Source organism: Arhodomonas sp. KWT (genome assembly GCF_010993615.1).
On record NZ_WNXE01001145.1, the window covers coordinates 1 to 512 of the forward strand.

Consider the following 512-nt stretch of genomic DNA (forward strand, 5'->3'; position numbering starts at 1 on the left):
AGTGTGGACGGCAACGACGCTCAGGTCCGCGGCCTGCTGCCGCGCCTGGAGCGCGAACTCAAGCGCCTCGCCGATCTTGGCGCGGGTGCCGAGCCGCGTCCCGATCTGCTGCGGGATATGCTCTATGTCCTCGCCGGCGTCGACAGTCCCGGCAGGCGGGTCCGCGCCGTGCAGCAGGTCTACGACCTGGACGGACTGCGACGGCGCATCGCCCGGCTGCAGTCCGAGGGCGGCGAAGGTGCGGATCTCGATGCCCTGCGCACCGTTGCCGGCGTGCTCCGGGAGGACGTCGCCGCCGTCAAGGATAGCCTCGACCTGCACGTGCGCGCCGGCGACGCCGACAGCGAGCGTCTGCGCGAGGCGGCCGACGGCATGCACCGGGTGAGCGATACCCTCGGTGTGCTCGGGCTGGAGAGCCAGCGCCGTGCCCTCGCTGAGCATGCGGAAACGCTGGTGAACGGCGACCCGGACGACGAGGGCATTATGGCGGTCGCCGAGGCCCTGCTGTCGGT

General features: G+C 71.7%; 1 protein-coding gene. It reads left to right on the forward strand.

Features of this window, described 5'->3' with window-relative positions:
• The coding region (locus tag G7A99_RS24625) for a hypothetical protein (protein WP_163144706.1) at nt 1–512 on the forward strand (512 nt) is incomplete at both ends.